Consider the following 24468-nt stretch of genomic DNA (forward strand, 5'->3'; position numbering starts at 1 on the left):
TGGGGTAGCAGCTCATCTGCTGGAGGCCCAGGACGGTCGAGGAGCTCAGGTCGGTGGGTGGGTCAGCTCGGGGCGGGGTCGCGGCGGGCATGGGCATTCACCTTTCCGGGGTCGGTGCGTCCGGGCTGGCCGAGCCCGTCCCGGGCTGGTGCGGCGGAGGTGGGAGACCGTCCTGGACCGGGGAGACGGCGGGGGCGTCCGGGCTGGAGTGGGCAGTGGCGTCTCGGGTTTCGGTGCCGGCCGCGCCCGGTTGCGGGTCGGGCTGGGCCGGGGCGGGGCGAGCTTGTCGAGGCCGGTGCGTAGCCCCTGGCTGCCCTGGCGGATCTTCTCCTCGTACTTGCCGCCGGTCTTGGAGCTGGCCAGGGTGCCGGCCTTGTCGATGGTGGAGTCAATGGCGCCACGGTGCTGTCGCACTATCTCGGTGGCCTTGCCGGTGGCTTGGGCGATCCGGTCCTTGAGGTTCATGTTCTGCTCCTGTTTCGTGAATTGGGTTGTGGGCGAGGCTGGCTGGGTCAGGGTCGGGGGTGGGTGACGAGGGCGACGTGGTGGCGGTGGGTCAGGTGGCCGTCGCGTACGAGGGCGACCTCACCGCCGCGTTGGATGACGATCTCGATGAGGTCGTCGACCAGGTCGTGCACCGGCTCGGGGTCGGTGGCCTCGTCAGAGCCACCGTCTCGAAGGTCCTGAAGGATGTCTCCTTCAGGACCGGTGCGCTCGGTCGGGTGGCCGGGCACGGTGTACCCGTCTTCCACGGCGAGCATGCGCGGCCGAGCGGTCCGGGCGGTGTCCCAGACGGCGTGTATGCCGGTGGCCAGCTGGTCAGGTCGCTGCGCCGCGGTCTCCTCGACCAGAGCTAACGACTCGGCCTCCCTGGTGGCGAGGTAGGCCTCGAGCAGGCGTGAGGAAGCGGCCAGCATCGCGTGCTCGCTGACACATTCCGCCGGGGCCAGGATGCCGGCGAGCCGGTGCAGGTTTGAGGAGCGTTGGCGCAAGGCGGCCGTCAGTCCCCAGGCGCCACCCAGCACGAGCGGTCGGGGGTGGGCCTGCCGGTGGCGTCGGAGTGCGACGTCGACCTCACCGAGGAAGGTCTGAGTCGCATACGACTCGAGGGTGCGGGGGTCCGCGGTCCAGCTGGTGTGGTCACATCCCGTTGCCGAGATGACGTCCCGGGCTCGCAGGCTCCCGCCCTGGGCGTCGAAGATGTGGGCGCAGTCCGGCCGGAGGGTGACGATCAGGTGTGGCGGGGAGCGGTGAAGCGCACGGACGAGGTCGCGGGTGGCGAAGGTTGCTTCGACCACCGCTCGTGGCTCTACGGGGGCGGGCAGGTGCAAGACCCGGGAGTAGGCCAGGTTGACGTAGACGGCCAGGGCCGCGGTGGTTGGCTCCTGACTCAAGCCGGTAGTGATGGCGCGTAGCTCGGCCATCAGGTGCTTGGCTCCCAGCAGGCCGTCAGCTTCACCGAGCCGCTCACCGACCTGACCGACCAGCCCCGCCAGGATCGCTGCGTCTTCCTCGGTCATCCGTTCGGCCGGAGCGGTCGGCAGCAATACCGAGATGCACGGGTAGCCGCGCAGGGCTGTGAGCTCGGCTACCTCATGCCAACGCATGAGCGGGGGGTGCGCCGTGGGGGCGGCGGTAGCGGCCCGGAGTGTCTTGGCGGGGTCGGTGGTCATGACGGTGTCCTTCCAGGGGTGGGCGAATCAGGGGTGACCGCGCTTTCGTCCGGGGTGCGGGTGGCGCGCAGGCTCGCGAGCACGGCCACCGTGAGGGTGGTGGCGATGACGCTCAGCGAGAGCCAGATCGGGACCTTCCACAGGTCCAGGAGCAGCATCTTGACGCCGACGAAGACCAGGATTATCGCGAGGCCGGCCTTGAGATAGACGAACCGGTCGATCAGGTCGGCAAAAAGGAAGTACATCGCCCGCAGACCAAAGATGGCTCTGAAGACCAGCGCGCCCAGCACCCCGTAGAACAGCACGCGGTGCTGCAGTTCGCGCGGTACCGCGAAGTAGGTGAAGATCAGCGCGAAGACGAACACATTGTCAACGGCCAGGCTCTTCTCGATCAGGTACCCGGCAAAGTACTCCCCGCCGGACAGGGCCCCAAAGGCCCACCACACGACCAGGCCGAAACCGAGCCCTAGGCTGACGCACACCCCTGACCAGATCGCGGCCTCACGTACCGAGACCACATGCACGGCTAGGTGCGCCACGAGGTCGATCGCCAGCATCGCCAAGAACACGGCGATCACCGCCAGCCAGGCCCAGAGGGGAACGTCCATGGACAGCCTTCCGTGGGTTCTCATCCACGGAGGTCTCTCCCGGGCCCGATGCTCTGGTCCCGCTGCACCGGGTCAGCCACTGGGGGCGACCGTAATGACGATGCAGCTCGGCGGGGATACTCCCCTCACGTTGAGGAAGAGCATGCGTGAACCCGATCCTTCTGTCAACACCATGATCCACATGGGCTTCGGAAGGGTCAGTAATCAACCCGCCTCGCCAGCGATGCTGTCGGCCGAGCACGCACACGGTCCACCCTCCGACCCCCGACGTCGCCCCGCCCGGGTCGAGCTCAGAGCCCAACTGGCCAACGCCTGGCGCAAGGAGGCCAAGCTTGTGCAGGCCCTTGAGCAGAGCGGATCGAGGGTGGAGCCATCGAACGGTCACCCGGGCAAGCGGTTGGCGTCCTAGCGGTCCTCGGCATGCAGCAGGCCCAGTTGCAGAGCACGGACCACGGCTCGGGTCCGATCCCTGGTCCTCAGCTTGAGCAGCACGTTGGAGACGTGGTTCTTGACGGTGCCCTCGGCCAGGTGCAGGGCAGCGGCGATCTCGCGGTTGGACCAGCCCGAAGCCATCAGCCGGAGCACCTCCAGCTCGCGCACCGTCAGGGGCTCCAGGGGCGCGGCTGTCTCGGAGTGCTCGACCGGTACGCCAGTCCCCCCGGCGCGCACGGCTCGGAGCAACCGGTCGGTGATGCCAGGCTGGACCATCGTTCCGCCACCGGCGAGGGTGCGCACTGCCCCGACGAGCTCTTCGAGTGTGACGTCCTTGAGCAGATAGCCCCGGGCTCCGGCCCGTAGCGCCTGCAGCACGAGCTCGTCGTCGTCGAACGTGGTCAGCACCAGAACAGGTTCGGTTCGGCCGCGGGCGCGTAGCTCTTGTAATGTCGCGATGCCGTCCCGGCCCGGCATCCGCAGGTCGAGCAGCACCACGTCGGGATGATGCGTCTCGATCGCATCCAGTGCCTGGTCACCGTCGCAGGCCTCGGCCACGACGGACAGGTCCTCGTCCAGCTCAAGCAGCCCGCGCAAGCCCTTCCGGACCAGCGTCTGGTCATCGACCACGCACACCCGGATCACGCGGCCGACACCTCCACTCGAACCTCGAACCCCTTCTGGGGGATGAAGATTACCTGGCCGCCGAGCTGTTCGAACCTCTCGCGCATCCCGGTCAGCCCGTTGCCCAGCTCCATCCCGGCTGCGCCCCGACCGTCGTCGCGGGCGACCAGGTGCAGGCGCCCCTCGCGCTGGTCCACCGTCACCCACAGGTTCTCGGCGCCGGAGTGCCGGATAACGTTGGTGACGACCTCCTGGAGGCACCGGACCAGCGCAGTCCGGGTCGGCCCGTCCACGACCTGGTCGGCCGCCGGGGCGACAGCGAGGTGCACCACCGGGTGCGGCAGGTCGCGAACCACCTCGGCCAGCGCTTCCGACAGCGACGAGCCCTCCTCTCGGAGCCGGCTCACTGCGCCCCGTACGTCGACGAGTAGGTCCTTGGCGATGCCGCGCGCCCGGATGACGTGCTCAGGCCCCGGGCGGTGAGTAGCGATCTCCAGCTCCAGGGCCAGGGCTGTCAGCTGGTGACCCACGACGTCGTGCAGGTCGCGGGCGATACGCAGCCGTTCAGCCTCCCGGCTCGAGCCTGCGAGCAGCACCGACGTCGCCCGGAGCTCGACGTGCGCCTCCGCGAGGGCTTGCCGGGAGGCAACGTCTGCCTGTTGGCTGATGACGGCCATTAAGCTGAGCGCCTGCAGCAGCAGGTACAGCGCCCCGGCAATGACGACCCCTGGCCCGGGTCCTTGCGCCCGGGCCGCGCCGGTCGCGACGACCAGCGTGTTCGCCGCCACGAGGGCGACACTGACCGGTCGGCTGACCAGGTAGGCGCTGGTGGCGGCGGTGAACACGAGCAGGATCGGTGTCCAGCCGGCCTGCGGCGCCAGGAGCACCACTGTTGGGCCGAGCAGCGCCTGGACGGCGAGCGCCACGAGCAGCCGGGGCCGGGGCAGCACCTCGACCAGCCAGGTGCAGACCGTGAGCGAGAAGACGTAGCCGGCGAAACAGGCCCACCACAGCCACCCGGGGCCGACGGTTGGATCATACCCTCCCAGCTGCAGGACCAGCACGGGAACGGCTACGGCCAAGCACAGCACCGTCAGCAACGTCCCCGCAACAACATCCGGGTCGAGGCGGCGCACACCTCAGCGTAGGCCGAGCCCGCCCCACCGCACCCGTGCCGGAAGTCATGCTTCGGAACCGTGACCACTGGCACGCGCGGGGCACGAGCCCACTGCTTAGCGTGAGAACCGTGGCGGGAGCCCCCGCCGGACAGGGAGGAGTACCGCATGAGCGCCACGCTGGAGATCCGAGACCTGTACAAGCGCTACGGCCGCACGAGCGCCCTCAAGGGCGTCAGCCTCACCATCGAGGTCGGTGAAGTGGTGGGGCTGATCGGGCGCAACGGCGCCGGCAAGACCACGATGGTCGAGATCGCCGCCGGGCTCCATCGAGCAGACCGTGGCACCGTCCGAATCCTCGGGCTGGACCCCCAACGCGACCGCGCAGCGCTCAGACAGGTACTGGGTGTCCAGCTGCAGGAGAGCCAGCTGCACAGCTCGCTGCGCGTCGGCGAGCTGGCGCGGTTGTTCCGCTCGTTCTACCGCAACGGTCGCGACCCCGACGCCCTCCTCGAGCGACTCGGGCTGCACGACCAGCGCCGGACCGTCTTCGACCACCTTTCCGGGGGCCAGCAGCAACGCCTGTCGATCGCCTTGGCCCTGGTCGGGCGACCGCGAGTCATCGTCCTCGACGAGCTCACCACCGGCCTGGACCCGGAAGCGCGGCGCGAGGTGTGGACGCTGGTGGAGGACCTGCGTCAGGAGGGCGTCACCGTGCTGCTGATCAGCCACGCAATGGACGAGGTCGAGCGGCTGTGCGACCGGGTCGTGGTCCTGGCTGCCGGTCGGGTCGTGGCCGATGACACCCCCGCAGGACTGGTCCGTACGACAGGCGTCCCTACCCTGGAGGACGCGTTCCTCCAGCTGACCGTCGCGGGCACAGGGTTGGGCCCGGAGGCATCGTGAGCGCGCCCCCGGCCGTCAATGACCCTGGGCCTCCGGCCGCGGCTTGGAGCGGGCTCGTCCTGGCCGAGGTGCGGATGGTCTACCGCGACCCGTCAGGTCTTGTCGTCCCACTGGCCGTGCCGCTGCTGCTGCTGGTGATGTTCGGGCTCTCGGGCGCCGGGACTCAGGTGCCAGGCACCGGTGGGCTAACCGTCCTCGACCTCTACGGCGCCCCCATCGCGCTGATGGTCGTACTGTCCTCCATCGGTGTGATCAACATGCCCAGCTTCCTCGCTACCTACCGCAGGACCGGGGTTCTGAAACGGCTGTCGGTCACCCCGGTCCACCCCAGCATGGTCCTGCTCGCCCAGGTGGTGGTCAGCCTCGCCCAGACGATGCTCGGCGTCGCTCTCGCTCTGGTCATCGGGCGGCTCGCATTCGGGCTGGCAGTGCCGCGCGACCTTCCCACAGCCATCGGTGTGCTGATACTGGCCACGGCTGCGCTGTTCGCCCTCGGCCTGCTGGTGGCAGCCGTGTCACCGACGCCGGGCTCCTCCGTGGCCGTCGGGATGGTCGTATTCTTCGGGATAGGCGCGGCGGGGGGGCTGTTCGGACCCACCGACGTGCTCCCGGACGCCGTGGCCCGCGTCGGTGAGATCCTCCCCTTCGGGGCCGGTATCCAGGGTCTGCAGGCCGCGTGGCTCGATGAACCGGTACCCGTCCGATCGGTGACAGGTCTGCTCGTGACCACGTTGTTGACGTCTGTGCTGTCGGCGCGACTCTTCCGCTGGACCTGACTCGAAGCCGTCACACCGACGCTGCGGCCATGGCTGGCGCAGCTGGCCCACGACCCGGCGCGTGCTTTCTGGGCGAGGTTCTGAGCGGCCACACAGGTCGGGTACCGGGCAGGTGCGGGCGCGCTGGGGGGCCTGGCTTAGACCCGGCCGCCGAATGAGAGCTAGGGCGAAGCGGGTTGTGCCGCGGGTCGAACCAGCTCGACACGCTGCGTTTTCTCAGTCGTGTCCGCTGACCTTCCTGAGTAGCTCCCCAGCGCAACGGCATCCGACGCGGTAGGTCCTTTCCGCCGATACCGTGGCTATGGCTCGGACCCCTCGTTCGAAGCACTCAGAGTCAGAGGTGTTACGTGAGCTCTCCGCCCCCGCTGCACGACCGGCGCGACACGGTACCCGACGAGCAGGCCGGTGCTGCGGTATCGACCGGTCGCCTGCCCTCGCCAGAGATTGTGATGGCAGCGCTGGAGCGGGGCTTCGAGCGCTACCGCACCGACGACTCCGGCGTCATCGCCAACTACATCCCTGCACTCGCCGGGGTCGATCCCGACCTGTTCGGGATCGCGGTGGTCGCAGCCGGCGGGGCGGTGCACACCGTGGGTGACGCCGCGGCCCTGTTCTCGATCCAGTCGATCTCCAAGGCTTTCGTGTTCGCGCTCGTCGACGAGGCGCTGGGCCACGAGACGGTGCGTCAGCGCGTGGGCGTCAACAACACCGGGTTGCCCTTCAACTCGATGCTCGCCATCGAGCTGAACGCCGGCAGCCCGAGCAACCCCATGGTGAACGCAGGGGCGTTGGTGGCCACGAGCCTCGTGCCCGGCCAGAGCGTCGACGCGCGCTGGCAGTTCATCCGCGACGGGCTCTCCCGCTTCGCCGGGCGGCCACTCGAGATCGACGACGGGGTCTACTCCTCCGAGAGCGCCAACAACCAGCGCAACCAGGCGATGGCGTGGATGCTCGACAGCTACGGCCGCTTGAACGGCGACCCTGCGGAGACCACCGACGTCTACACCCGGCAGTGCTCGCTGCTGGTCAGCGCCACTGATCTCGCAGTGATGGGGGCGACGTTGGCGGACGGTGGCGTGAACCCTCTCACCGGTGAGCAGGTGGTGAGCCCGAGGGCGTGCCGCGACACCTTGGCCGTGCTCGCGGCATCAGGGCTCTACGAGCGCAGCGGTGACTGGCTCTACGAGATCGGCATGCCGGGCAAGAGCGGGGTGTCCGGTGGAATCGTCACGGTCTCTCCGGGCAAGGGCGGGCTGGGCACCTTCTCGCCACGGTTGGATGCCGCCGGCAACAGCGTGCGCGGCCAACGAGTCGCTCACTACCTCTCCGGCGCGCTCGGCCTGAACCTCTTCGGTTCCGCGCCCACCACCGACGCGTAGTGGTCCACCCCAGTCGAGTGGCCACTTTCGTACGCCACCGCCCGCCGCGCCACGACCATTTGACCCCGTCGTAAGGTCGGTCGCGCGTCTCGTCAGGCCTAGGTGGTGGCTACTTCAGCAGTCGCGACATGCGGCGGTCGGCGAGCGGTTTGCCACCCGTCTGGCAGGTCGCGCAGTACTGCAGCGAGGTGTCGGCGAACGACACCTCGCGCACGACGTCTCCGCACTCCGGGCAGGCCTGCCCGGTACGAGCGTGCACCCGCATGCCCGCCCGCTTGGCGTCCTTCAGCTCCTTCGCCGGTTTGCCCGAGGCCGTGGCCACGGCGGTCGAGAGCGTGTCGCGCAGCGCGGCGTACAGGCGGTCGACGACGTCGGGTGCCAGCGAGCCGGCGATAGCGAACGGTGAGATCTTGGCGACGTGCAGGATCTCGTCGGAGTAGGCGTTGCCGACCCCGGCGATGACCTCCTGGTCGCGCAGCAGGCCCTTGATCTGAGTGCGGCGCCCCTCGAGCAGCGAGCCGAACACCTCGCGGGTGAACGCGTCGGCCAACGGGTCGGGACCGAGGCGGGCCACCCCGGGCACGTCGGCGGGGTCGAGCACGATGTAGGCCGCCAGTGACTTCTTCGTGCCGGCCTCGGTGAGGTCGAAGCCCGAACCATCGGAAAGCCTGACCCGTACGGCGATCGGCGACTTGCCCGGCCGAACGACGGTCGAGGGCAGCTGGTCAGACCAACGCAGCCAGCCGGCGCGGGCCAGGTGGAAGACCAGATGGGTGCCATCGACGTCGATGTCGAGGAACTTGCCGTGTCGGCTCACGCCGTCGATCGGCGATCCCTCCAGCGACTGTGGCGGCGGGTTGAAGGTCTTGAGCACGTTGAACGAGGCCAGCTCGACCGCGACCACGGCGAGCCCCTCGGTTCGCGCAGACAGAAAGTCGACCAACGCCTGCACTTCGGGCAGCTCGGGCATGACGACAGCCTCCCAGTTCTCACTCGGCCGAGGGTGGAACGACGCCAGACTCTCGACCGACACCTGGGCGAGACGGCTGCTCGTGCGCGGCCACCGGGTCACCGACCCGGCCCGAGATCTCGAGAAGACGCAGCAGGGCGTGCCCGTCGGGCGCCGTGAAGGTGGGCACCGCGCGGTAGGCAGACGGGCGAACCGGGGCCTCGAGACGGCCCATGGGGTGCGAGAGCACCTGCTCCGTCGGGGTGAGCTGACGGATGCACACGGCATCCACCCGGTCGGGTCGCGCCTCGGCGAAGTCGGCATAGATCTGCGGGTCGTGTTGGCCGTCGTCACCCACGAGCAGCCACCGGATGCCGGGAAAGTCGCGAGCGAGCCGGTCGAGGCACTGCCGCTTGTGGGCCGCACCACTGCGGAACCAGCCCGTGTTGGTCGCGCCCCAGTCGGTGAGCTCGAGCGGGCCCAGCGGGTACCCGGCGTCGACGAGGAAGCTGATCAGGGTCGGGGTGGTGTTCCAGGCGCCGGTCGAGACGTAGACCGTGGGCGCCCCGGGGTGGGCCGACAGCAGCCGCCGGTACATCGGGGCCATGCCGGCAACCGGCCGGCGGGAGTTGCCGCGACGCACGAACGTGTTCCAGGCCGCGATCAGCGGCCTCGGCAGCGAGGTCGTGATGACCGTGTCGTCGATGTCGCTGACGATGCCGAACGTGACGCCGTCGGCGACGATGAACACATCGGCCGGCACGGGGTCGGTGCCCTGCGCGTGCACCACCACCTGCTGCCAACCCGGCTCGAGACCGTGATCGTGGGCCACGAGGTCGACGTAGCCACCCCGGTCGCTCCGCCCGTAGACCTCGCGGTCGCCGATGGTCACGGTGACCGGCACGCCGCTTGCCGGCGCGGTGACGAAGACCCGCCACCCCCGCTCGGAGTGCGACGGAGCCAGAGCCCCTGTGGCGTCCTGCCGCGACGGAGGGCCCGCTGCTCCACGGCGACCGAGCACGACCCGCGCGTGCACGCGAACGAAGCTCGCCGTGCCGTAGCCGATGTGGGTGATCACCCGGTTGCCCCACCCACGGCCCCGCAGCACGAGCTCCACCTGCTCGTTGAAGGCGTCCTCGATCAGGGCGGCCGCGTGCGGTCGGGACATGCGCCCAACCTACTTCACCGTCGCGACCGGGGCAGCCTGTCGATGGGGCCGAGCCACGGTGGGTCGAAACGCGGGGCGGCCGGTCTCGCGGTCTGCATGGGGTTTGATGGGCCAGTGCATCCTCTGGCTGAGATCCTGACCCGCGCTGCGTCCGGCGACTTCCCCGACGTCGACGGCGGGGTCGAGCGGGTGCCACCCTGGCGCGACGGTGTGGAAGGAGTGCTGGCTCTCACCGGGCACGCCTTCCTGGCCATCGGCGACGACGTGGCCGACGACGATCTCGAAGCCTTGGGCGCCAACGGCTTTGGTGGCGCGAGCAACCCGCGCCTGGTGGCCGGTCTCGCCGGCAGCGGCTGGATCGACGCCCTCGACATCGTGCTCGTCGCCTCGGGCCTGGGGCCCGGGCCCGACGGGGAGGCCGCGCTGGTGCCGCGCAGCGACCTGCGCAACCACCCCCGCGCCGAACACGCGACCTCGGTGCGCAGCGAGGTGAAGACCTTCGGCTACGCCCCCGCCGGGGACCACACGCTCGTAACCCTCTCCCTCGGGTTGGGCGGGCTGCCCGAGATCGGTCTCGAGACCGACCCTGACCACGACCACGCCGGCGCCGATCTGGTGCGCGACGCCCTGACCCTCGTTCCCCTGGGAGAGGTGGTCGTCGCCGCGTGTGCGCCGGGCAACGCCCGAGCGCTTCGAGCCTCGCTCGCCGGCGGTTTCGTGCCGGTCGCCTCGGTGCAGCTCTGGCGCCCGGCCCGCGGCTGAACCTTCATTTTCTCAGCGGCATCCTGACCGCCGAACCACCCGGATCGGACCACGGCTCAATCCGCACGGCCCCGGCCGGCATCCCTGCCGCACGAATCGGACCACGGCTGAATCCGCACGGCCCGGCCGGCGTCCCTGCCGCACGAACCGGACCACGGCTCAATCCGCACGGCCCGGCGGGCATCCCCGCCGCACGAATCGGACCACGGCTCAATCTGCACCCCGCCGGCCGGCATCCCGCCGCACGAACCGGACCACGGCTCAATCCGCACGGCCCCGGCCGGCATCCCCGCCGCACGAACCGGACCACGGCTCAATCTGCACCCCGCCGGCCGGCATCCCTGCCGCACGAACCGGACCACGGCTGAATCCGCGCCCCCCGACGCGGCCCGACGCCAGCCCGGCGCACACCGGGCGCTGGCGACATCCGCAAGGGTGCGGTCGAGGGCGGCTAGGCTCACCGCGGCCGCACGGACCGCCGGGTCGCACGACGTACCGTGTAGCCATGACGCCGACTCGACGCGCCAAGACCACCACCTGCCTCACCCTCGCGAGCACGCTCGTGGTGGCCGTGGCGTCGGGCTGCTCACTCTTCGACAGCAAACCCGACCCGGGGGATGCCGCTCGCGCCCTCGCCAGCGCCCTGTCCAAGGGTGACGTGTCGGGGGTCGCCTGGCAGGGAAGCACCGCCGCCAAGGCCAACGCCTTCGTCGGAGCCGCCTTCAAGGGGATGGGCACCGTGAGACCCTCGGTCGCCCTGGCCTCGGTCAAGCTCGAGGACGGCTCCGACCGGGCCACCGCCACCCTGACCTCGCGCTGGGACGTGTCGGCCTCGCCCACCGACTGGACCTACCAGACCCAGGCCGCCCTGACGCTGGTCGACGGCACGTGGCAGGTGGCGTGGTCGCCGCGGATCCTCGCACCCGACCTCGCGGCCGACGAGACGCTCGACCTCACCCGCACCTCGCCGCAGCGCGCCGACATCGTCGACCCGACCGGGAAGGCCATCGTCACCGAACGTGAGGTGTCGGTCGTCGGCATCGACAAGACCAAGGTCTCGGGGGCCGCGGCCACGGCAGCCGCCAAGGCGCTGGCCACCGTGCTCGACATCGACCCGGCCGCCTACGCCGCCAAGGTGAACGCGGCGGGGGCCAAGGCGTTCGTCCCGGCGCTGACCCTGCGCCAGGGCGACCCGGCACTGACCGAGAACCGCGCCCGCATCGATGCCGTCACCGGGGCGCTGCGCGTGGCCTCGCTGCAGATGCTGGGCCCGACCCGAACCTGGGCCAGCCCGATTCTCGGCACCGTCTCAGAGGCGACCGCCGAGCAGATCACGAGCTCCAACGGCGCGCTCCGGGCCGGTGACGAGGTCGGCCAGAACGGGCTGCAGTACCGGTACGACAAGCAGCTACGGGGCACACCGGGCCTCGCGGTGCAGGCCGTCAAGAAGGGTGCAGACGGCAGCAGCCTCGCCAAGCGTGAGCTGTTCGCCGAGGCCTCCAAGGACGGCGAACCCCTGACGATCTCTCTCGACCAGAAGGCGCAGACCGCTGCCGAGGCGGCGCTCGCTCAGCAGACGAAGCAGCCGACCGCGCTGGTCGTGGTCAAGGTCTCGACCGGTGAGGTGCTGGCTGCCGCAGTCGGTCCCGGAGCCGGTGGTTCCCCCCTGGCCCTGGCCGGGAAGAACCCCCCGGGGTCGACGTTCAAGATCGCCAGCTCGCTCGCGCTCGTGCGCAAGGGGGCGACCGCCACCACCAAGCTTCCGTGCACGAACACGATCACCGTGAACGGGCGCCGGTTCGCCAACTACACCGACTTCCCGAGCAACAAGCTCGGCGACATCCCACTGACGGCAGCCCTCGCCTTCTCGTGCAACACCGCCTTCATCAGCCAGTACCAGAAGGTCAGCCAGGCCGAGCTCACGACCGCCGCTCAGTCGCTGGGCATGGGTGAGAAGCTCGACCTGCCCTTCACCGGCTTTCTCGGATCGGTCCCCGCCACGACCGATGTCGTCGAGCACGCGGCATCCTTCATCGGGCAGGGCCGGGTCGAGGCGTCACCGTTGACCATGGCGCTCGTCGTCGCCTCGGTGATGAAGGGCGAGACCGTGCGACCCAAGCTGGTCGAGTCGGCCGCCGCCCTCCCGGCTCCGGCCACCCCGCTCAAGCCCGCCGAGGCGGCGGTGCTGCAACAGGAGATGCGCGCCGTGGTCACGGAGGGCTCGGGCAAGGTGCTGGCGCAGGTGGGCGTGCAGTACGCCAAGACGGGCACCGCCGAGTTCGGCACGACGAACCCGCCCAAGACGCACGCCTGGATGGTGGCGGGCCGCGGCGACCTCGCGATCGCCGCCTTCAACGAGGAGGGCAAGAGCGGCACAACCGCGGCCGCGCCGTTCATCATCAGCTTCCTCAAGGCCTACGACGCGAAGTAGCTCGACCTCGAAAGGGCAGCTCGCGCCGAACCGATGCGCGAGCTGCCCTTTCGACGGTTCTGACGTGGGGGTCAGCGACCCCGCACGACGTCGACGTCCGCAGCGCGCACGAACGCGAAACGGTGGCCGAGGCTGATCTGGTAGTAGCGGTCGGTGCCCACGATGTCGACGTGGTCGCCCGGGGTCGCGGTCGAGAACGTCTTGGCGCGGTAGTAGTCGGTGGGCACCGTGAGGTCGGCCACGGCGTAGCGCTGCCCCGGCGCGAACGTGTACTGCAACGGGGCCAGCGCCTCCGCGGGGATGGTGGCCGGGTAGGCCGATGCCTCGGGGTAGGCCCGACCGTAGACCGGCACCGACTCGAGACCGGCCTTCGGCACGACGTACCTGCCCTTCACCGGCAGCGCAGTCGGGTCGCTGCGCGGGTTGAAGAACCAGGCCTTCACGCCGTTGAACCAGATCGCGGTCCAGTCACCGCGGCGTTCGGCCACGGCGAACTCGAGGCCCGACTGCGCGCGCGCCCCGATGTCACTGACCCCGGTGGTGGCCGGTGACCCGTCGGGCTTGATGCCGACGTCGTTGACGAGCGGCGCCGTGGCACTCGCATCGGTGCGCAGGTAGACGAAGTTCGTTCCCAGCGAGGCACACGGCGAGCTGACGGTCTCGCAGCCGGTCACGAGTGGCTTGTTGCGGTCATAGCGCGGCAGGATGCGCACCAGGTCGGTGGCCCGCTTGTCGGCCTTCGACGTGTGTCGCTGCGACGCACCCAACAGGTCGAAGTAGTGCTCCCAGTTCCAGTAGGGGCCCGGGTCCCAGTGCATGCCGGCCACGTTCGCCGGAGCCACCCCGGGCACCTGGTCGTGCCCGAAGATGTGCTGCCGGTCGAGCGGGATGTCGTACTTCTTGGCGAGGTACTTCACCAGTCGCGCCGACGAGCGGTACATCGGCTCGCTGAACCACAGGGCGCCGGTGGCCGCGTAGCCCTCGTGCTCGACCCCGATCGAGTGCATGTTGATGTACCAGTTGCCGGCGTGCCAGCCGATGTCCTGGGGGGCGAGGTGCTGGGCGACGTGACCGTCGGACGACCGGAGCGTGTAGTTCCACGCCAGGTAGGTCGGGTCGGTGACCAGGCCGAGGGTCGTGTCGTAGCTCGCCTCGGTGTTGTGGATGACGATGTTGGTCAGCTTGGGCGCACGAGGACGCCTGGCGATGTCGTGGTTGCCGTAGTCGCCGGGGTCGGGGCCGGTCTGCTCGTACGGGGCCGGGATCCAGTCGCAGTCGAGGCTCTTCGGGCAGTCGAGCGGGCCGTTCTTCGCCTTCTTGGCCAGCCTCAGCCCGGTGATCTGCGAGCGCTGCGGCGCAGCCCGCGTCGGCAGCAACGAGACGCTCTTGCCATCGACGGTCTGACGCGCGGCCCCCGTCGCCAGCACCGAGAAGGCGTCGTCGGCGAACGACTCCGCGGCATCCGCCTCGATCGTGCCGGATGCCGCGGCCACAGCCGCGAACCAGACGCCGGGGTCGGTCTTGACACCGGTCGGGTGACCGAGCCGGCGCTGGTCGGCGGCGAGCAGGGCCGCACCGCCGCGGATGTTGGCCGTCTCGTCGGTGCGCAGCGCATCCTTGGACACGCCCAGCAGCACCGCCGCACGGCCGAGGGTGTCGACGGCCGGCATCGGTTGGCCGGCCGTCATGGCGGGGCCACCCAGGCCTCGAGCTTCGGACGGGCTGGCGAGGGCAGCGTCGACGAGGTGCATCGGCCCGTAGCCCCCGGTGGTGCTGTGGCCGGGGTGGAAGTCCCAGCGGGTCTGCGCGTACGACACCGCCTCCAGCACCGCCTGGGGCACCCCGAACTCGGCGGAGGCCGCCGCGAAGGCACGCTCGCGGCTGCCGGCGTCCGAGGAGACGGATGCCGCCCGGTCGGCCGCCCCCGGCTGCCCCGTCGTGCTCGTCGGTGCCGCGGTCGCGACCGGCCCGTTGACGAACGAGGTGGCGAGCGTGGCGGCGAGCGTGGCCATGACGGCAGCCGAGCCGACCGTCCGTCGCAGGCGGCGGGGTCGTGCTCCTCCCGTCGTGACGGGGTGCGACTCACTGGATGAGGGGTGAAGATCCTGGTCTCGTGTCACTAGGCCGATGTCCTTCCTGTTGTGGGCACTGGTGGTGGCCGCTTTTGTTGCGAGATGCCGTCTGCGCGTCACGTTCTTCGCGACAGCACCAACCACTCAACTTCGACCTTTCACGACTTCGGCCGGTCTCGCCACCTGAAAAGTTCATGAGAGCGTTGCGCAACCCGACCCGTACGAAGGTGCATTACTCCCGGCTTTGAAGCACACTGGGCTGCATGGGGCGTCTTGGCCTGGGATCAGGGCTGGCCATCGCCGCACTCACCATCAGTGGGTGCGGCTCTGTGGCGAACCTCGGCGGCACCCCGGCCGTCACGGCATCAACACCCAGTCTCGCCTCCAGCGCGGCCCCGGGCAGAGCCGACGGTGGCGGGCCCCAGAGCGTCGAGTCGCCCGGCGACGGGTCACAGCCGGCCCCGCCCAGCCCGGTGTTCCCGCTGACCATCAGTCGCACCGGTGGCATCGCCGAGTTCAACGACACGATCACCCTGCGCGCCGACGGCCGGGTGAACGTCGAGACGCGATCGGTGCACGACCGCACCTGCACCCTTGACCGACAACGACAGCGCGACCTGATCGCGGCTCTGGGCACCCTGCACCTCGGCGACGCCGCCGATACCCCCGTTCCCGACCCGGCTGCCGACGGGTCGGGGAGCACGGCCGGCACTGACGGTATCGGCGGCACCAACGGCACCAACGGCACTGACACCACGGGTGGTACGCCGGCAGGCAGTGACACCTCGCAGATCCGCATCTCCGTCATCGACGCTCACGGCCGTTCGGTCGACCTCGGTGAACCGTCGCTCGCGAGTGTCCTGACGATGGTGACGACCCTGGTCTCCGACGTGACGCTCAGCCAGCCGTCGACCCCGTGCGTCACCAGCACCGCCGCCGTCGCCGGACGCTGAGCCCCAGCTCGCGCCCTTGGGGCAGTGACCCTCAGGCGCCCCCAGCGGTGTCTTCGCCTGCGCGTCGTCTGGCCCGGGCCAGCTCGTCGGGGGTGTCGACGTCGGTGGCCTCACCCCGGTGGTCGACCTCCACGACGCTCGTCCCGTCGGCCAGCCGCCTCATGCTCTGACCGGTCGGGTCACCCAGGGCGGCGATGCGGTCGGCCAGTGCCCCGCGCCGCCACACCGCGCACAGCCAGTTGCGCTGCCCGTCGCGGTCGACCGTCACCGCCACCGACGCGCTGTCGCTGGTCAGTGCGGCCACCAGCCGGTCGAGATGCGCGCTCGTGACGAAGGGCAGGTCGCCCGCCAGCACGATCACAAGATCGGCCCGCGAACCCGGCCCCCCGGCATCCGGCGAGGGCCCCCGCGGGGTCGGCGCAGCCCCGTGAGCCTCCGACGTGAGCTCGTCGAGGTGGCGCAACCCCGAAGCGAGCCCAGCCACCGGCCCGCCCCCGGGGTGATCGTCGGCGATGGTCACGGTGTCGCCAGGCACGCCGAGGTCGCTGCCCACCACGAACGTGCGGCGCGGTCGCGCCGCGTCGACGACACGCTCGACCATGGCGCGCCCGGCCACCTCGAGGGCCGGCTTGTGACGCCCCATCCGTCTGGAGGCACCACCGGTCAGCACGATGACGACGACAGCGGCCTCGTCTGCCGAACGGGGGTGGTCGTGGTGCACGCGCCGAGTCTGGCACGCTGGGATCATGGGCCGCGTCACCGTCAGACGAAAGATCACGAGGATCGATCTCGCGACGCCGCGCGTCAGTACGGTGGCCGACACGCTGTCGGTCGAGGAGCCTCTTGAGCTGAGGGTCGGCGGGGTGCCCCTCACGGTCACGATGCGAACGCCGGGTCATGACATCGAGATGGTTCACGGCTTCCTACTCAGCGAGGGGCTGATCCACTCCCTCGACGACGTGCAGATGGCGCGCTACTGCGCCGGCGCGGTGACCGCAGGCGACACGGGGTTCGACGAGAACACCTACAACGTCATCGACGTGACCCTGGCGCCGGGCGTGGCCGCTCCGGATGCCAGCGCCACCCGGTCGTTCTTCACCTCCTCATCGTGCGGCGTCTGTGGCAAGGCCAGCATCGAACAGCTCCGGGCTCAGACCCCGTACGACGTGAGCACGGACGACAGTGAGTTTGCCGCGAAGGTCATCGCCGTGATGCCCGCAGCCCTGCGGGCCGAGCAGCGCACCTTCGAACAGACTGGTGGCCTGCACGCGGCCGGGCTGTTCACGGCCGACGGCGAGCGGCTCGTCGTGCGTGAGGATGTGGGCCGTCACAACGCGGTCGACAAGGTGGTCGGCTGGGCCCTGATGAACGATCGGCTGCCCGCCCGCGGCTGCGTGCTGATGGTCTCAAGCCGCGCCTCGTTCGAGCTCGCGCAGAAGGCCATCATGGCCGGAATCCCTTGTCTGGCGGCGGTTTCGGCCCCCTCATCCCTTGCGGTCGACAGCGCCGAGGATGCCGGACTCACCCTCGTCGGCTTCGTGCGCAATCAACAGATGAACGTGTATGCCGCCCACCACCGGGTCACCACCTGAGGTGCCTGCCCAGCCTGAACCGCTCAGCTCGACCCCGACCCGACCCGACCGGAGAAACCCATGGCTGTGTTCGCGATCCACTACGACTACCCCGACGACACGAGCGAGATGCTGGAGATTCGGCCTGAGCACCGGGAGTGGCTGTCGTCAGTGCCGGGGCTGCTGGTGGCCGGCATGTACCAGCCCGGCCGCGACGAGGCGACCCATGGCGAACCCGGTCAACCCCTTGAGGGGATGCCGTCCAACGGGGCCCTGATCGTGGTCAGTGGCAGCTCGGTGGCCGACGTCGCAGCCACCTTCGACCACGACCCCTACTGGGTGGCCGGCTTCGTACTGCGACGGGTGGTGCGTGAGTGGAACCCGCCGCTCGGACCGTGGGTGGCCGACGCCGCGAACTCCCCCGGCTGACCCACCCGCAACCTCACAAACCCACCCACCAGCAACGTGAACGCTGGGAGTCACATCAGCGCTGCGTGACCTCGCCGCGCTCGACGTGCCAGCGCCGGTCGACCCCCACGTTCTCGAGCAGCCGGCGGTCGTGTGAGACGAGCAGCAGCGCCCCGTCGTAGGCCGCCAGCGCCTGCTCGAGCTGCTCGATCGCGGGAAGGTCGAGGTGGTTGGTCGGCTCGTCGAGCACGAGCAGGTTGACCCCCCGCGCCTGCAGCAGGGCCATGGCCGCTCGGGTTCTCTCACCGGGCGACAGCCGCCCGACGAGACTCGCGACCTGGTCGGCACGCAGACCGAACTTGGCCAGCAGCGTGCGCCGCTCAGCGGGCGCGAGGTCGGGCACGGCATCCGCGAACGCGTCACCGAGCGACAGCGACTCGCGCAGACCGGTTCGTGCCTGGTCGATCTCGCCGACCGCGACGCTCACGCCCTGGCTCGCCGAGCCCGAGTCGGGCCCGAGCCGGCCGAGCAGCATCCGCAGCAACGTGGTCTTGCCGGCCCCGTTGGGCCCGGTGATGCCGATGCGGTCACCCGCCTCGACCTGCAGCGACACCGGCCCGAGAGTGAAGTCACCGAGCCGCACCACGGCTTCGCGCAGAGTGGCGACGACCGAGCTCGACCTCGGCGCCGAACCGATGCTGAACTGCAGCACCCACTCCTTGCGGGGCTCGTCGACCTCCTCCAAGCGGGCGATCCGTGACTCCATCTGACGCACCTTGCGCGCCTGCTTCTCCGCCGAGTCGATGCTGGCCGCCCGCCGGATCTTGTCGTTGTCGGGGCTCTTGCGCATCGCGTTGCGCACGCCTTTGCTGCTCCACTCGCGTTGGGTGCGAGCGCGGCTCTCGAGGTCGGCTCGCGTTCCGGCGTACTGCTCGTAGGCCTCTCGAACGTGACGCCGGGCGACCTCGCGCTCGGACAGGTACGACTCGTAGCTGCCGTCGTGCACCGACACCGCGTTCTGGGCCAGGTCGAGCTCGACGACTCGCGTCACGCACCGCGACAGAAACTCACGATCATGAGAGACCAGCACGACCCCGGCTCGCAGGCCCCCGACGAACGACTCGAGTCGCTCGAGGCCGGCCAGGTCGAGGTCGTTGGTCGGCTCGTCGAGCAGCACGAGGTCGAAGCGACTGAGCAGAAGAGCGGCCAGGGCCGCGCGGGCAGCCTGGCCGCCCGACAGGGAGGTCATCGCAGCGTGGCGCCCGACGCTGAGGCCGAGCTCGCCCAGCACCGCTGGTATCCGGTCGTCGAGATCAGTGGCTCCGCTGGCGAGCCAGTGGTCGAGGGCGACGGCGTAGGCCTCGTCGGCGCCCGGCTGGTCACCACCCAGGGCGGCAGCGGTCGCCTCCATGGCGGCCGTAGCGGCTGAGGCCCCGGTGCGCCGGGCGATGTAGTCACCCACGGTCTCACCGGGCACCCGCTCGTGCTCCTGGGGCAGCCACCCGATGAATGCATCGTTCGGCGCGGTCACCACCGACCCTTCCAGCGGCTCCGCGGCGCCCGCGAGCAGTCGCAGCAGGGTCGTCTTGCCTGCGCCGTTGCTGCCCACGACTCCCACCACGTCACCGGGTGACACCGTGAGATCGAGTCCCTCGAAGAGGGTTCGGTGGGCGTGGCCTCCGGAGAGGTTCCTGGCCACGAGGGTCGCGCTCACGGCATCAGACTAGGGCCGCCTGTTCGCCCCGGTCAGAGGGGGTGCACACGCACGACATCGCCCTCGACCAGCGTCTCGACCTCCGCGGGCACCTCGACGAGGGCGTTGGCGGCGGCGAGCGCCGCCAGGTGCCGGCCGTGGGGCAGGGTGACTGTGCCGTCATCATGAAGCACGCTGGTGAGGAACTGCATTCTGCCGGCTCGCATCGACCGTGGCCCCCCGTGGAAGGTGGCGGTGCGGGCCACGGCCGGGGGTGCGCCGTGTCGAGCGTCGAGCGCCGGCCGCACCAACATCTGGAACGCGACGAAGGCACCTCCCGGGGTGCCGGGCAGGCACACCACGGGCAGGCTCCGCCACCGGCCGAGCCCCTGCGGCCCTCCCGGTTGCATGGCCAGGTGACGGAACTCGAACGACGCGAGCGGCTCGCACACCTGGCGCACCACCTCGTAAGCGCCGGCACTCACCCCGCCGGTGGTGATGACGAGGTCGACCGCGCCGGAGGTGACGAGATCGTCGAGTACCGCCCGCAGCCGCTCCGGTTCGTCGTCGCACGTCAGAACCGGAGCCGCAACACAACCGGCCGACAGGGCCAGCGCGGCGACCATGTCGCTGTTCGACTCGTGGATGCTGCCGAGGCCGGGCTCCCTGCTCGGGTCGACCAGCTCGGCCCCCGTTGCCACCACGGCCACCCGAACAGCCGCGCACACGAGCGCCTGAGCGCACCCTGCTGAGCGGCCCAAGGCGATGAGTGCCGGCGTGACGACCGACCCGCTGGTGGCGATGGTCGTGCCGGCTGCGACGTCCTCGCCGCGACGGCGCAGGTGGCGTCCGGCGTGCACGCCCACCGAGATCACGACCCGCTTCGGGGCAGGGCCGGTCGGCGTCGCGTCGGTGTGCTCGACCGGCACGACCGCTGAGGTGCCGATGGGTAGCCGGGCCCCGGTCATCACCCGGGCCGCCTCACCGCGACCGAGCTCGAAGAACGGGGCCAGTCCGGCCGGCACGTCTCCGACGACCACGAACTCACGCTGCTCAGCGCTGCTGGGGTGTACGGCGTAGCCGTCCATGGCTGAGTTGTCGAAGCGAGGCAGGTCGTCGGCGGCCACGAGGTCGGCTGCGAGGCGCCGCCCGAGGGCGTGCCGGTCGAGCGCGACCCGGCGTGCTACCGGGCCGCCGACCAGCCGCTGGATGGCGGCTCGGTGCTCAGCGACGGAGACCTGGCGCTCGAAGGACACGGCGCCAGTCTGGCGCACCGCCACTCGGAACGACCTGGCGGTCCGGCCACCGGGGGTCGGGACGATACTGGGAGCCACCCGTGATCACGGTTCGCGCCCGCGCGACCCGCGGTTCGGCGAAGTCGTCGCACCCTTCCAGAACGGCACGCATGGACCTCACGCCCTCACCTCACCCCCTGGTCACCGCCCACCTCGACGAGGTCGACACGCTGCTGCGCGGGCTGCCGCCCGCCGAACGGTCAGAGGTGATGGAGGGCATCCGCGCCGAGACCACCACCAGCGTCGCCAGGCTCGGTGCCGACCCGACCGATGCCGAGGTCGAGGCCGCCGTGGCGCGCCTCGGGTCGCCCCGCTCGATCGCTGACAAGGCCTATGCCGACCGCAAAGAGGCGGGGCACCCGCGCCAGGCCATCGCACCGGGCAACGGCGACGCCCTTGCCGAGAGCTGGGTGCCGGTCGCCGTCGCCGCACTCGGCGCCGGCGCCCTCGTCGCCATCGGGTACCTCGCCGTCACTCTGGCCGCCGTCGCCACCGGACGGTGGGTGCTGTTCGCCTGGGTCGGAATCGTGCTGCTGTCGTCGATGTCTCCGCTGTGGAGTCGCGGTGAAACCGTGCTGCTCATCGGGCTGGTGCCGGTGGGTTGGGCCCTGGTCGCCGTACCGGGCCGGTTCGGTCACAGCGGCCTCGCGGTCGCCGGCGGGGTCGCCGCGGCCGCGCTCTTCGGTGTGCTGCTGCCGCGCCTCGTGCTGCGTGGGCGCGAACGGGCCCAGCGGCATCCGCCCGTCGGGCTCTGATGCGCCGGCCGGGCCCGTAGCCAGCCGGGCCCGTAGCCAGCCGGGCCCGTAGGCAACCGGGCCCGTCAACGCTCGATGACGTCTGTCGGGGAGCCCGCCGCGCGCATCGAACACGATCTCGTGTGGCCCCAGCTTTGGGCGTCGCTTCGAACAGATCGTGGCAACCCGCCGCTTGACCGCTCGGGGGTCCCACGTCGGTCCAACGTCGCGGGCCGCTCACCGGTCAGACCGAGCAGCACCGCTGTGTGGGCTCGACGGCCATACCGACCAAAAACGGCTCAAACACGTTGAGCGCCTTGGGGTTTCGCGGCTCTGTGTTGCTGGTCAGAGCGACGGGAACCTCGGCGAGGCTCCCTGAGATTTTCCTGCGAATTTTACTATTTCCATACCTTTCTCGGTTCGTCAACCTAGTCTGCTCATGGGACAACTGACCCGGCGCGGGGGCGCCTGGGGTCACATCAAGCTCAACCAATGGGGGAATACCTGTGAACGAAACCAAGACCATCCGCCTGCCCAAACGGGCTGGAGTGGTTGCCGCTGCCGTCGGCCTGTCCGCGGTGGGCCTCATCACCGTGGCGTCGGGATTCCCTGCGTCGGCTCAGGTCATGAAGCCGGGCGACCGCGTGTGGGAGTGCCACTACGCACAGTCGGGTACGGACGCCGAATACCTGGTGAAGAACAACAACCCGCGCGACGTCCCGTGGAAGTCGGCCGACCTCAACGGCGACGGCGAGGTCTCCGTCGGAAACCAGTACCTCGCTGCGGGGGGAAACCGCATCTACGTCGTGCAGATCAACGGTGACTCGCCGGGACTGAGCGCGTGCCCCGCACCCAACGCGAGCCCGCTTCCCACGGGAACCAAGACCAACTCGGGGTACACCTCGCCGCCCGTGACCACCACGACGACCACGCCGCCGGTGACCACCACGACGACCACGCCGCCGGTCACCACACCGCCGACCACGCCGCCCGTGACCACCACGACGACTACACCGCCGGTGACCACCACGACGACTACGCCGCCCGTGACGACGCCGCCGACCACGCCGCCGGTCACCACACCGCCGACCACGCCGCCCGTCACCACACCGCCGACGACACCTCCGGTGACCACGCCGCCGGTCACCACGCCGCCGACCACGCCGCCACAGACGGCTCCCGGCTACGGTCCTCCCGGAACCGGTGGGGCAGGCTCGTCGAACCCGGCCAACCTCGCCATCGGGTCTGGCCTGCTGCTGCTCGCCGGCGCCATCACCATCACGGACGTCGCCCAGCGGCGACGCCGCGCCACCACCGGCAAGTGACGAGCTGCTGACGGTGGGCGGTCGCCATGCGGCCGCCCACCGTCAGCCGGCTCGCTCGCATCGGAGCTCCTATGCCGCAACGTCGCACGCTCGTGCTGACGGCCGTCGTCGCACTTATGACGGTGGTCGCCACCTGGCTGATCATCCTGCGCCCTATCGCGCCCGACCCGGTGAGCGCCAGCCCCGCCCCGATGGCCGCCACGTCGCTCAGCCCGTCGGCCTCCGCTGAGACGACGAAGCCGGGGCAGCCTGCCACCGCACGCACGTCGCCGGCGACAGGGTCCACGCCTTCGGCTCCATCCACCTCTGCCACAGCCGGACAGCCCGCAGCGACCAAGGGCACCCGCGCCCCGGCAGCGAGGGGCGCCGCTGGAGCGGCCGCCACCTCAACGCGCTGTGTCGCCGCCGTACCGGCTCGACTGGTGATTCCTGCCCTGGGAGTGAACGCCAAGTTCCAGACCATCGGGCTCGACTCTTCGGGCCCGACCGATGCTCAAGGTCGCAAGGCCTTGGGCAACCCCAGCGATCGCACGAAGGCCGGCTGGTACTCAGCCGGCCCACGTCCCGGTTCGGGCACCGGCACCGTGCTGGTCAACGGGCACACCTACCACGACGGATCCGCGATCTTCAAGGAGAGCTTCGCCTCCAAGATCGCCAACGGTCAGCGCATCGACATCGTCGCCGGCAACGGGTCGGTGTGCTCCTACCAGGTGCAACGGGTGTGGCGCGACGTCGCCAAGGGCGACTACGCCAACATCGTCTCGAGCCAGGGCCTCTACAACTTCAGCGGCCCGGAGCGGCTGTTCCTGGCCACCTGCGGTGGTCCGTTCAACTCGTGGGAGCAGAACTACGATCACATCAGCCTGTTGATCGCCACACCGATCGACCGCGGCTGACGAACGAGCAGCGCCGCCTCAACCGGCGGCGAGCTCGCTGACCGGCCGGTCCCCGTCGTTGAACTCGATCACCCGGCCGGTCGGGGCTGATGACTCCGAGGCAGTCGGCGCCGCGTCGACCACGACGGCAATGACCTGGGCAACATTGCCCCGCGAGACCGTCGCTGCCTCGATGCCTTCGCCCCACTCGATGGTGCCGCTTGCGGCGCCGTCGGTGAGCCCGCTCGGGCGCAGGATCACGTGGTCGAGCCCCGAAGCCGCAAGGTAGGCGTCGGCCGCCGACTTCGCCTCGGCGTAGGCGAAGAAGCCGTTGTCCTCGGGCACCCCGTGATCGGGGCCGGCCCCGAAGTACGACACCATGACATACCGCGTCACCTCAGCCGCGAGTGCCGCATCGACCGAGCGGATCGCTGCGTCGCGGTCGACGGCGTAGGTGCGCTCGGGGCTGCCACCGCCGGCGCCGGCTGACCACACCACGACATCGTGGCCGCGCAGGGCGTCGTTCAGCTCTTCGACGGAGCCCGTCTCGATGTCGAGCACGAGCGGCTGGGCGCCCACAGCGACCAGGTCTTCAGACTGCTCCGGCTTGCGGATCACCGCAGTGACCTCGTGGCCGGCCTCAACGAGCAGGGGGACGGCCAGCAGGGCCACCTTGCCGTGGCCTCCGATGATGACGATGCGAGCCATGCTGGTCCTTC

23 protein-coding genes are annotated in these 24468 nt (G+C 70.3%); 11 read left to right on the plus strand and 12 right to left on the minus strand.

The features are described from left to right. Nucleotides 1–45: 45 nt before the first annotated feature. The 5 genes from BA895_RS23025 to BA895_RS07240 all read right to left on the minus strand — a co-directional run bounded on the left by BA895_RS23025 (nt 46) and on the right by BA895_RS07240 (nt 4473). Nucleotides 46–465, minus strand: a complete 420-nt coding sequence (locus BA895_RS23025) for an antitoxin (protein ID WP_083283083.1) — start codon at nt 463–465, stop codon at nt 46–48. A 47-nt stretch (nt 466–512) separates the two neighbouring features. Continuing rightward, nucleotides 513–1673 carry a hypothetical protein gene (locus BA895_RS07220; RefSeq protein WP_070191227.1) on the minus strand — a complete coding sequence of 387 codons (1161 nt, stop codon included), beginning with the start codon at nt 1671–1673 and terminating at the stop codon, nt 513–515. Next, nucleotides 1670–2281 carry a hypothetical protein gene (locus tag BA895_RS07225; protein ID WP_070191228.1) on the minus strand — a complete coding sequence of 204 codons (612 nt, stop codon included), beginning with the start codon at nt 2279–2281 and terminating at the stop codon, nt 1670–1672. Before BA895_RS07225 ends, BA895_RS07220 begins: the two co-directional genes overlap by 4 nt. Before the next feature lie 405 nt (nt 2282–2686). Beyond that, nucleotides 2687–3358, minus strand: a complete 672-nt coding sequence (locus BA895_RS07235; RefSeq protein ID WP_070191230.1) for a response regulator transcription factor — start codon at nt 3356–3358, stop codon at nt 2687–2689. After that, nucleotides 3355–4473: a sensor histidine kinase gene (locus BA895_RS07240; RefSeq protein ID WP_070191231.1), complete on the minus strand. Its 1119-nt coding sequence runs from the start codon at nt 4471–4473 to the stop codon at nt 3355–3357. The genes BA895_RS07235 and BA895_RS07240 overlap by 4 nt, the downstream gene beginning before the upstream one ends. Nucleotides 4474–4620: 147 nt before the next feature. Here BA895_RS07240 and BA895_RS07245 point away from each other — a divergent pair, with 147 nt between their 5' ends. The 3 genes from BA895_RS07245 (at nt 4621) to glsA (ending at nt 7513) form a co-directional block, all read left to right on the plus strand. Next, nucleotides 4621–5358 carry an ABC transporter ATP-binding protein gene (locus BA895_RS07245; RefSeq protein ID WP_070191232.1) on the plus strand — a complete coding sequence of 246 codons (738 nt, stop codon included), beginning with the start codon at nt 4621–4623 and terminating at the stop codon, nt 5356–5358. Further along, on the plus strand, nt 5355–6134 hold the full coding sequence (locus BA895_RS07250; RefSeq protein WP_070191233.1) for an ABC transporter permease: 780 nt from the start codon (nt 5355–5357) through the stop codon (nt 6132–6134). Before BA895_RS07245 ends, BA895_RS07250 begins: the two co-directional genes overlap by 4 nt. 347 nt (nt 6135–6481) lie before the next feature. Further along, nucleotides 6482–7513, plus strand: a complete 1032-nt coding sequence (gene glsA, locus BA895_RS07255; RefSeq protein WP_256388435.1) for a glutaminase A — start codon at nt 6482–6484, stop codon at nt 7511–7513. Nucleotides 7514–7622: 109 nt separating this feature from the next. Here the strand turns inward: glsA and BA895_RS07260 are convergent, their stop codons facing one another. Beyond that, a complete protein-coding gene (locus BA895_RS07260) occupies nt 7623–8483 on the minus strand; it encodes an Fpg/Nei family DNA glycosylase (protein ID WP_070191364.1) in 861 nt (286 codons plus the stop codon). A gap of 19 nt (nt 8484–8502) precedes the next feature. Then, the gene (locus BA895_RS07265) at nt 8503–9630 is read right to left on the minus strand and encodes an App1 family protein (protein ID WP_070191234.1); all 1128 of its coding nucleotides are present in this window, start codon (nt 9628–9630) and stop codon (nt 8503–8505) included. Nucleotides 9631–9744: 114 nt separating this feature from the next. On the opposite strand from BA895_RS07265, the gene BA895_RS07270 reads away from it, so the two are divergent. Both BA895_RS07270 and BA895_RS07275 read left to right on the plus strand, forming a co-directional pair. Continuing rightward, nucleotides 9745–10392, plus strand: a complete 648-nt coding sequence (locus BA895_RS07270; protein ID WP_217493851.1) for an N-acetyltransferase — start codon at nt 9745–9747, stop codon at nt 10390–10392. Nucleotides 10393–10897: 505 nt separating this feature from the next. Continuing rightward, on the plus strand, nt 10898–12823 hold the full coding sequence (locus BA895_RS07275) for a penicillin-binding transpeptidase domain-containing protein (protein WP_070191236.1): 1926 nt from the start codon (nt 10898–10900) through the stop codon (nt 12821–12823). A gap of 71 nt (nt 12824–12894) precedes the next feature. On the opposite strand, the gene BA895_RS07280 is transcribed toward BA895_RS07275, so the two are convergent. Then, nucleotides 12895–14835 carry an N-acetylmuramoyl-L-alanine amidase gene (locus BA895_RS07280; RefSeq protein ID WP_070191237.1) on the minus strand — a complete coding sequence of 647 codons (1941 nt, stop codon included), beginning with the start codon at nt 14833–14835 and terminating at the stop codon, nt 12895–12897. A 323-nt stretch (nt 14836–15158) separates the two neighbouring features. On the opposite strand from BA895_RS07280, the gene BA895_RS07285 reads away from it, so the two are divergent. Continuing rightward, nucleotides 15159–15848, plus strand: a complete 690-nt coding sequence (locus BA895_RS07285) for a hypothetical protein (RefSeq protein ID WP_070191238.1) — start codon at nt 15159–15161, stop codon at nt 15846–15848. A gap of 31 nt (nt 15849–15879) precedes the next feature. On the opposite strand, the gene BA895_RS07290 is transcribed toward BA895_RS07285, so the two are convergent. Further along, nucleotides 15880–16569, minus strand: a complete 690-nt coding sequence (locus tag BA895_RS07290) for a molybdenum cofactor guanylyltransferase (RefSeq protein ID WP_175442271.1) — start codon at nt 16567–16569, stop codon at nt 15880–15882. Between the two features lie 25 nt (nt 16570–16594). Here BA895_RS07290 and fdhD point away from each other — a divergent pair, with 25 nt between their 5' ends. Further along, entirely contained in the window at nt 16595–17440 is an 846-nt protein-coding gene (fdhD, locus tag BA895_RS07295; RefSeq protein WP_070191239.1) for a formate dehydrogenase accessory sulfurtransferase FdhD, read from the plus strand. 60 nt (nt 17441–17500) lie between these two features. After that, nucleotides 17501–17848, plus strand: a complete 348-nt coding sequence (locus BA895_RS07300) for a YciI family protein (RefSeq protein WP_070191240.1) — start codon at nt 17501–17503, stop codon at nt 17846–17848. 55 nt (nt 17849–17903) lie between these two features. Here the strand turns inward: BA895_RS07300 and BA895_RS07305 are convergent, their stop codons facing one another. Together BA895_RS07305 and glp are read right to left on the minus strand one after the other, a co-directional pair. After that, nucleotides 17904–19541 carry an ABC-F family ATP-binding cassette domain-containing protein gene (locus tag BA895_RS07305; protein ID WP_070191241.1) on the minus strand — a complete coding sequence of 546 codons (1638 nt, stop codon included), beginning with the start codon at nt 19539–19541 and terminating at the stop codon, nt 17904–17906. A 32-nt stretch (nt 19542–19573) separates the two neighbouring features. Next, nucleotides 19574–20776 (minus strand): gephyrin-like molybdotransferase Glp, encoded by a 1203-nt coding sequence (gene glp / locus BA895_RS07310; RefSeq protein ID WP_070191366.1) that lies wholly within the window; start codon nt 20774–20776, stop codon nt 19574–19576. Nucleotides 20777–20925: 149 nt separating this feature from the next. Between glp and BA895_RS07315 the strand changes: the two genes are divergently transcribed. The 3 genes from BA895_RS07315 to BA895_RS07330 all read left to right on the plus strand — a co-directional run bounded on the left by BA895_RS07315 (nt 20926) and on the right by BA895_RS07330 (nt 23770). Beyond that, entirely contained in the window at nt 20926–21570 is a 645-nt protein-coding gene (locus tag BA895_RS07315) for a hypothetical protein (RefSeq protein WP_070191242.1), read from the plus strand. A gap of 485 nt (nt 21571–22055) precedes the next feature. Continuing rightward, on the plus strand, nt 22056–22874 hold the full coding sequence (locus BA895_RS23875; RefSeq protein WP_175442272.1) for a hypothetical protein: 819 nt from the start codon (nt 22056–22058) through the stop codon (nt 22872–22874). A 71-nt stretch (nt 22875–22945) separates the two neighbouring features. Continuing rightward, on the plus strand, nt 22946–23770 hold the full coding sequence (locus BA895_RS07330) for a class F sortase (protein WP_070191245.1): 825 nt from the start codon (nt 22946–22948) through the stop codon (nt 23768–23770). An 18-nt stretch (nt 23771–23788) separates the two neighbouring features. Here BA895_RS07330 and BA895_RS07335 read toward each other — a convergent pair whose 3' ends face one another. Next, on the minus strand, nt 23789–24457 hold the full coding sequence (locus BA895_RS07335; RefSeq protein WP_070191246.1) for an SDR family oxidoreductase: 669 nt from the start codon (nt 24455–24457) through the stop codon (nt 23789–23791). Nucleotides 24458–24468: the final 11 nt, after the last annotated feature.

This window comes from Humibacillus sp. DSM 29435 (assembly GCF_001758225.1).
Classification (GTDB): Bacteria; Actinomycetota; Actinomycetes; order Actinomycetales; family Dermatophilaceae; genus DSM-29435.

Excerpts from the sequence above, each read along its gene's own strand:
- BA895_RS23025 (WP_083283083.1), bottom strand. The coding sequence starts at position 465 with ATGAACCTCAAGGACCGGATCGCCCAAGCCACCGGCAAGGCCACCGAG.
- BA895_RS07220 (WP_070191227.1), bottom strand. The coding sequence starts at position 1,673 with ATGACCACCGACCCCGCCAAGACACTCCGGGCCGCTACCGCCGCCCCC.
- BA895_RS07225 (WP_070191228.1), bottom strand. The coding sequence starts at position 2,281 with ATGGACGTTCCCCTCTGGGCCTGGCTGGCGGTGATCGCCGTGTTCTTG.
- BA895_RS07245 (WP_070191232.1), top strand. The coding sequence starts at position 4,621 with ATGAGCGCCACGCTGGAGATCCGAGACCTGTACAAGCGCTACGGCCGC.
- BA895_RS07260 (WP_070191364.1), bottom strand. The coding sequence starts at position 8,483 with ATGCCCGAGCTGCCCGAAGTGCAGGCGTTGGTCGACTTTCTGTCTGCG.
- BA895_RS07265 (WP_070191234.1), bottom strand. The coding sequence starts at position 9,630 with ATGTCCCGACCGCACGCGGCCGCCCTGATCGAGGACGCCTTCAACGAG.
- BA895_RS07275 (WP_070191236.1), top strand. The coding sequence starts at position 10,898 with ATGACGCCGACTCGACGCGCCAAGACCACCACCTGCCTCACCCTCGCG.
- BA895_RS07280 (WP_070191237.1), bottom strand. The coding sequence starts at position 14,835 with ATGGCCACGCTCGCCGCCACGCTCGCCACCTCGTTCGTCAACGGGCCG.
- BA895_RS07285 (WP_070191238.1), top strand. The coding sequence starts at position 15,159 with ATGGGGCGTCTTGGCCTGGGATCAGGGCTGGCCATCGCCGCACTCACC.
- fdhD (WP_070191239.1), top strand. The coding sequence starts at position 16,595 with ATGGGCCGCGTCACCGTCAGACGAAAGATCACGAGGATCGATCTCGCG.
- BA895_RS07300 (WP_070191240.1), top strand. The coding sequence starts at position 17,501 with ATGGCTGTGTTCGCGATCCACTACGACTACCCCGACGACACGAGCGAG.
- BA895_RS07315 (WP_070191242.1), top strand. The coding sequence starts at position 20,926 with ATGGACCTCACGCCCTCACCTCACCCCCTGGTCACCGCCCACCTCGAC.
- BA895_RS07330 (WP_070191245.1), top strand. The coding sequence starts at position 22,946 with ATGCCGCAACGTCGCACGCTCGTGCTGACGGCCGTCGTCGCACTTATG.
- BA895_RS07335 (WP_070191246.1), bottom strand. The coding sequence starts at position 24,457 with ATGGCTCGCATCGTCATCATCGGAGGCCACGGCAAGGTGGCCCTGCTG.